The 7,064-nt window shown below is 59.1% G+C and carries 4 protein-coding genes; all 4 read right to left on the bottom strand.

Annotated elements, in window-relative coordinates; genetic code table 11:
• Window positions 1–35: 35 nt before the first annotated feature.
• A complete protein-coding gene (locus PMI23_RS00145) occupies window positions 36–1,364 on the bottom strand; it encodes a sigma-54-dependent transcriptional regulator (RefSeq protein WP_007916264.1) in 1,329 nt (442 codons plus the stop codon).
• On the bottom strand, window positions 1,364–3,124 hold the full coding sequence (locus tag PMI23_RS00140) for an ATP-binding protein (RefSeq protein WP_007916262.1): 1,761 nt from the start codon (window positions 3,122–3,124) through the stop codon (window positions 1,364–1,366). The genes PMI23_RS00145 and PMI23_RS00140 overlap by 1 nt, the downstream gene beginning before the upstream one ends.
• Window positions 3,125–3,207: 83 nt before the next feature.
• Window positions 3,208–6,018, bottom strand: coding sequence for an RHS repeat domain-containing protein (locus PMI23_RS00135; RefSeq protein ID WP_007916260.1), 2,811 nt, complete (start codon window positions 6,016–6,018; stop codon window positions 3,208–3,210).
• 16 nt (window positions 6,019–6,034) lie between these two features.
• A partial coding sequence (locus tag PMI23_RS29940; RefSeq protein WP_007949573.1) for an RHS repeat-associated core domain-containing protein occupies window positions 6,035–7,064 on the bottom strand: 1,030 nt, incomplete at its 5' end.

The following is a 7,064-nucleotide window of genomic DNA, read 5'->3' as shown; positions in this document are numbered from 1 at the left end:
AAGATCTCAGCCACACCGAAAATCCCAAGCCCGACTCACTCGCTCAGAAACATCTCCCGACTCAACCCATGCCGCTGCATCTTTTCATTGAACGTACGGCGCGGCAGTTGCAGTTCTTCAAGCACCGCTTTCACATCGCCTTTGTGCCGGGTCAGCGCGGCACGCAAACACTGCGCCTCAAACGCCTCCTGCTGCGCCGCCAGCGATTGCCCCGGATCGATCCCCGGCGCCGGTTCATCCAGCCCCAACACCTGGCGTTCGGCAACGTTCGCCAGTTCGCGCACGTTGCCCGGCCAGTCGTGGCTGAGCAGATGACTCAACTGTGCGCCACTCAAGGGTGGAAAGGTGCGCCCCAGGCGTTCAGCGGCATTGTGGGCGAAGGTTTCGAACAGCAGCGGAATGTCTTCACGACGATCGCGCAGCGGCGGCAAACGCAGTTCGGCGACGTTCAGGCGATAGGCCAGATCCTCGCGAAAACGTCCGGCCCGGGCTTCATCGAGCAGATCCGGTTTGGTCGCCGCAACAATGCGCAGATCGACGCGAATGCTCTGGTTCGAACCCAGCCGCTCAAGCTTTTGCTCCTGCAATACGCGCAGCAGTTTCACCTGTTGCGCCAGCGGCATACTTTCGATTTCATCGAGAAACAAGGTGCCGCCATCGGCGTATTCCAGCTTGCCGATGCGCTTGCCCGAGGCGCCGGTGAACGCGCCGCTCTCGTGACCGAACAACTCCGCCTCGAACAACTGCTCAGGAATCGCCGCGCAGTTCAGCGCCACGAACGGCTTGGCCGCGCGCGGGCCGAAATCATGCAGGCAACGCGCGACAAGTTCCTTGCCGCTGCCGGTTTCGCCACGGATCAACACGTTGACCGGCAACGCCGCCAGATCCAGCACCTGTCGACGCAACGTCTGCAAGCCACGGGACACGCCGAGCAACGTCGCATCAAGTTTGGCGCGGTTGTCGGCCTGCTCGTGCAGGGCACGGTTTTCCAGAATCAGACGGCGTTTGTCCAGCGCCCGGCGCAAGCTGCCGAGCAGGGTTTCCGGGCTGAACGGTTTTTCCAGAAAGTCGTAGGCGCCGTCGCGCATCGCCTCGACCGCCATCGGTACATCGCCATGACCAGTGAGCAGAATCACCGGCAGGTCAGCGTCGCGTTTCTGCACTTCGGCCAACAACGCCAGGCCGCCCATGCCGGGCATGCGCACGTCGCTGAGGATCACCCCGGCAAAGTGCGCGGGCAGGGCGGCGAGGCAGTCTTCGGCGCGGCTGAACAACTGCACCTCGAAGCCCGACAGGCTCAGCCACTGTTCAACGGCGCTGCGAATGCTGCTTTCGTCATCGACCACCATCACTGAGTTGAGCATCAGATGTGTGCCTCCAGATCGATCGGCAAAGTCAGGCTGAACACCGCGCCGCTGTCGCCATTTTCAGCACTCAGGCGGCCGCCGGATTCATGCACGATGGCGAAGGATACCGCCAGGCCGAGACCCAGGCCGTCGCCCACCGGTTTAGTGGTGAAGAACGGGTCGAAGACCTGGCCCAAATGGTCCTCGGCGATGCCGCCGCCATTGTCGCTGACGCTCAGGCGCCACAGTTGCTCATCGGCTTCCAGACGGATTTCCAGGCGCTTGCAGGGTTTACCCTGCATCGCATCAAGGGCATTGCGCAACAGGTTGATCAGCACCTGTTCGAGACGAATCGCATCACCGCGCACCCACGCCGGACGGGTCAGGTGCAGCACCAGACTGACCTGCTCATCGCGCAGCCGCGCATCGAGCAACTGCAGCGATTGATCAACCACCGTCGCCAGATCCAGTCGTTCGCGCAAGCCGCTGGGACTTTTACGCGCGAAGGTCTTGAGGTGGCCGGTGAGGGCGGCCATGCGCGTGAGCATTTCGTCCACCGGTTTCAGGGCTTTATAGGCATCGTCGACACGGCCATGGTCGAGCAACAGGCGCAGGGTCGCCAGTTGCATGCGCTGAGCGGTCAGCGGCTGATTGATTTCATGGGCCAGCGCGGCAGACATCTGCCCCAGCGCGGCGAGTTTGGCTGATTGCACCAGACCGTCCTGCGCGGTGCGCAAGTCGCGGGTGCGTTCTTCCACCAGTTGTTCCAGCTCTTGGCGATTGCGCTGACGAATCTTCGACAGGCGCCAGCGCTGGTTGAGAAACAGCAACAGAAACACCAGCGCCAGCCACACCCCGGCGGCGGCCAGCCCGGCGTTGCGCAGGTCTTCGAACGCCACTTGCGGATGGCGCAGCAGGTGCAGGGTCCAGCCTTCGGCGCTCAGGGGCAGCGATTCCCACAGATAATCCGCCGTGCCTTGCGGGCCTTCGACGCGACGCAGATCGCTGTTGTCATCGAAGCGGCGCAGCGATAAATGAGTCAAGGGCAGCAGCGATTGCTTGTCGTACTGCCGGGTGGCTTTGATCTCATCCATGTCGCGGGCGCTCAACGGACGCAGCGCGCGATAGCGCCAGCCGGGCTGATTGGCGATGAAGATGATTCCGCGCGCATCGCTGACCAGCAATGTGTCGCTGCCCTGACTCCACTCCCGTTCCAGTTCGGGGAATTCCAGCTTGACCACCATCGCGCCGAGGAACTCGTCGTTGTCACCCAGCACCGCGCTGGAGAGGAAGTAGCCGGGAATGCCGCTGGTCACGCCCACGGCATAAAAACGCCCGGTGCCCTGGGTGCGGGTCTGGCTGAAGTAGGGACGAAAACCGTAATTGTGGCCGACGTAACTGCTCGGCAGACGCCAGTTGCTCGCCGCCACGGCGAGGCCTGTGTGGTCGAGCAGTTCAAGGGTCGAGGATTGTGCCGCGCCGTTGATCTTTTCCAGCTTGAGATTCAGCGCCGCCTGTTCAGCGGCATCGACTGGCCCGGCCAGCGCCGAACGCAATTGCGGGTCCAGCGCCAGCACGGCGGGCAGGGCGCGGTAGCGGTCGATCAGGGTGTGCAGGGAATTGGCGTACAACGCCAGTTGCTGGTTGGCACGGGCGGCGTCTTCCTCCAGCGCCTGACGTTCGGCGTGGCGGATCGCAAGTGTGGCGGCCAGCGCCGCGCCGGCGATGATCAGCAGGGTATACAACGACAGACGCAAGGTACGGGAAGTCGGCAGCATGCTGGGCAAACGGATGGCAGTCGGGCGGGCACGATAGCATGTCGGCAGGCGGGAACATTGTCCCCGCTCAGAAAGCCGCCCATTTACGCGGCGGCGTTGTGAGCAGTTCTATGCTTTTGCACCGTTAACGCCAGACCGTGGAGCATGTCGGTGATTCGGGCTGTTTCCTGGTCTAGATCGTTGAGGTCGACGCCGTTCATGCTTGTCCTGCCAAGTGCGTGAGCATACTCATGGACCGTGTTGTTACTCGCCTCGATAGCCTGTGCAAGTCCGAGAATTTTCCCTTCGAATGCAAGCATTTTTTCGCTGGATTTTCCAGCGATGGCCTTAGCCGTTTCATTGACAATTTCCGGCAACGCCCATAACGCCGCGGCTCCGCTAGCGATGGCGCCGGCCGCTGCGGGAGGTAGTGAATTGAGAGTTCCCTTCACGCCCACCGCCGTTAGTTGAGCGCCCGCCTCCTTCACCAACTTGAGTCCGGATTTTTTGTCGCGGGGAATCAAGCCCTGGAGTTTGGCGTTTAAGTACTCAAGCGGCTGCATTTGTTTGTGTTGGGCTTTCTCAATAATAGTGTCCGCTGACACTTTGGAGGTTTTCAAATTGACCGACGCGCTCAGTCCGGTTCTTTCGGCCGCATAGTCGATGAGCGCGCTGACCCCGATTTTTGCGCCGTAGCCCATCCCTGCGCCTATCACATTGCCGACACCGGGTGCCGCTGCGCCGAGTGCCTGAGCACCGACACCGACCGTTAGACCGACGCCATAACTGAGGGCTTTGCTTGCGACCAATACCAGCGTTCTGCGTGTTGTCGCCAAGGCAATGTCGCTGCCTGAACCCATTCTGTCGAGTTGCTTTGCGGCATCGCTTGTGCGGCGCTGGGTGATCCCCAGGATTTCAATGTGTTGCATCATCTGATCATTCATTTGGCGGGCCATACGTTTTTCTGCAAGGCGTTGTCCATTTCTGGCATGGCTCGCATTTTGCGAAGCAATGATCCGATCCACTCCGGCATTCAGAGCATCCAGAGTGGGCCATTTTATTTCACCGTTGAAGTCGACATGGCCGATCGGATCGTTGCCCACGAACACATACAGATTCAGCCCATCCACATCCCCCGCCGGATCGGCACTGGCCCAGCGTTGCAACCACGCTGCGTAATAGCGCTCACCGTAGTAGTACAAACCACTGACATCCATCTCCTTGCCCGAATAACGGATGAATTTGTAGCGCACTTCCACTTCATGTCGTGCGGCCATCCACGCCGTTTCGCCGAAGGGGTAATAGCCTTCCTCGCTGATCACATCGGCCTGTTGATCAAGCTCCATGACACAGGAACCGAGGTGATCTTTCAGGCTGTAGCGCAGTTGATTGTTTTCGATGCCGCCGGGGCGTCCGCTGACCCAGTGCAGGCAACGTGCATTGCCGAGGGTGATGACGTGCAGCTCTTCGCCGTTGTCTTTGGTGCGGATTTCCAGGCCGGGCAGGTATCGCACCTGATGAAAGTGGCGGGTCGTGTCGGTAAACCATTCATGGCATTTGAAGACGCGCTGGCCTTGGCTGTAACGGTAATGCTCGGCGTCGCTGTTGCTGTTTTTTCGAGTCACCAGCGCTACGCTTTCCAGTTCGTCGCGCGCGTTCCAGTGCAACGTCGACCCTTGCTTGAGATCCAGTTGATTGCCGTGGCGATCAAACAGGGTGTCGAAATCCGGCAGATCGTCGCCGGTTTTCCAGCGCACGCTGCGGTTGCTGTTCGGGTCGACGCACATTTGGCGGGTAAAGGGATTGCCGTCTCGTACGTGACGCAGTTCGATCAGATTACCGCCGTTGTCGTACCGATAGGTCTGGGTGTAATTGAGGCGATTGTTCGGGTCGCCCGATTGCGGCAGGCCGGGAATGTCCGGCGGCGGGGCGTCGTCGTAGCCGGTGGTGCTGGTCAGCCGATAGAGCGAGTCGTAGGTGAAGTCGCGGTGGCCGTCGATCAACTGGTTGGCGAAGTAGCGTGGCTGAAAGACGTGGTCTTCGATGCGGGTGATGTTGCCGACAGGGTCGTAAAAATATTCGAAATCGTGAAGAACAGCGCCACTGTCCTTGCGACTGGACTGGGTGTGCAAACGGCCGTCCATCGGGTCGTAGGTCCACTGACTGCGCACCTGATTGCCGGCCAGTTGTTCGATGATCTGGTCGGCGGCGTTGTACTGCGCATCCAGCAGCACCGCTTGCCAATCGGTCTTGCCGTTGATTTGCAGGCGTGTTTGCTTGAGCTGTCCGCCCAGACCGTAGCGCGACTGTTGTCGATGACCGCCGGCGTCAGTCTGTTCCAGTACCGCGCCGAGGGGGCTGAATCGCCGTTGGTTGGTGAACGCCTGGCCATCTCTAAAGGTGCGTGTTTCTGTCAGCGACTGGCCGGCGAGAGCGAAGCTGTCGGTGCGCAATAAACCCGAACGGTCTTGCTGTTCCAGCAACTGGCCGCGCTGGTTATGCCCCGCGTCAGCCGTGGCATCGGCGTAGCTGAAAGTGTCGACATCCTCTCCGTTTTCCTTGACCTCCACCACGCGCAGTTGCTTATCGAAGGTCGTGCGCCAATGCGTGTCGCGCGCGTCCCAGCGTTGCAACGGCTCAGCGGCCAGCCCAGGCAGGTTGAGACGCCAGCCAGCGTCGACGCTGTCGATTCTCAATACCTTGCCGTCCAGACGATAAGCCGTGGTCAGACACGGGACAGACAGACGCGGATCCCATTGTTCAACCAGTCGTCCTGCGTGGTCGTGATGTTGCCGGGTAACCAGGGCAGTGAATGCGTCATTGGTCACAGTGTGCAAGTAACCCACTGTTCTGACCGGCAGCTTGCGCGGATCCCAGCTATGGAGGGTCGGGGTGCCTGAATGCAATGAGTCCATGTGCGTCCTCATGGCCTCAGGCTGCCCGCTTCACAGCCTTTTCCGCTGCGTAGACTCGATATCTGGCGAGTACGGCTTTGGTTTGGTCTACGCTGCGCAGTGCACTTTCTGTTGAAAGCCTGATTGCCGAGAGTTCAATCATCCTTGAATTCGAAGCGGCGACCCGTCCTTGTCCAAGGTCTCTCAGGTAATCTATAGAGTTCGTATATACCTGCTCGACCCCCAGTTCGTTGAACGCGACATTAATGGCCTCTGATGAACGGACAATGCCCTCGCGCAGGCTGTCGAGCATTGAGTCATACACATCTAATTCGAATTTGCTCAGTAGTTGCTCGGCTTTGGTCGTGTCCTTCGATAGTTGGAAAAGCTCAGCGAGTTCTGAGACTCCGGGAATCAGGGCTCCGCCAACCGAATCACGTCCAAGACTGAACAATGCTCTAATATTTTCAGATCTTTCCTGCCAGGTCGTTGGCGCTACAGAGTATCTATCCAAGGGGCTGGCGGACTTTCCAGAGCTTTGATCGTGTAGTAATTGCACATCCAGATCCGAGTGTCGCGGAAGAATAGATGCGTTCAGTTGTGATGTGATGTTTGAGTAGGCCCTACTCGCGTAGTCGGCGGTCTCGTTGCCTACGGTCAAGCCTTGTAGTTCTCCTGGCATATTTGATGGAAGCATACCGGTCGTACCATAACCGCTGAAGAAACCTACAGTCGCTCGTCCTGCAAGATAGATGAAGTTTTTTATAAGTTTTATTCGAAAGGTTTTAGGAGAGGTCAAGTCCGCCAACGTACTCTGTACTTCACTCATTCCGCCTGGAATATGAGCAAGAAATTTCGACTCTTCGGCGATAACATCTTTGAGCTGCGATGGTGTTCTTGTCGTACCACCAGTATCGATGTAGCTCATTGGATTGTTGCCTACAAATCCATAGAGATTCAGCCCGTCCACATCCCCCGCCGGGTCCGCACTGATCCAGCGCTGCAACCACGGCGCGTAGTAGCGCTCGCCGTAGTAGTACAAGCCACTGACATCCATCTCCTTGCCC

The sequence above is a fragment of the Pseudomonas sp. GM24 genome (assembly GCF_000282235.1).
In the GTDB taxonomy this organism is placed as follows: Bacteria; Pseudomonadota; Gammaproteobacteria; order Pseudomonadales; family Pseudomonadaceae; genus Aquipseudomonas.
The sequence above is the reverse complement of the archived record's forward strand: the minus strand, read 5'-3'. Positions and strand labels throughout refer to the sequence as shown.

Excerpts from the sequence above, each read along its gene's own strand:
- PMI23_RS00145 (WP_007916264.1), bottom strand. The coding sequence starts at position 1,364 with ATGCTCAACTCAGTGATGGTGGTCGATGACGAAAGCAGCATTCGCAGC.
- PMI23_RS00140 (WP_007916262.1), bottom strand. The coding sequence starts at position 3,124 with ATGCTGCCGACTTCCCGTACCTTGCGTCTGTCGTTGTATACCCTGCTG.
- PMI23_RS00135 (WP_007916260.1), bottom strand. The coding sequence starts at position 6,018 with ATGGACTCATTGCATTCAGGCACCCCGACCCTCCATAGCTGGGATCCG.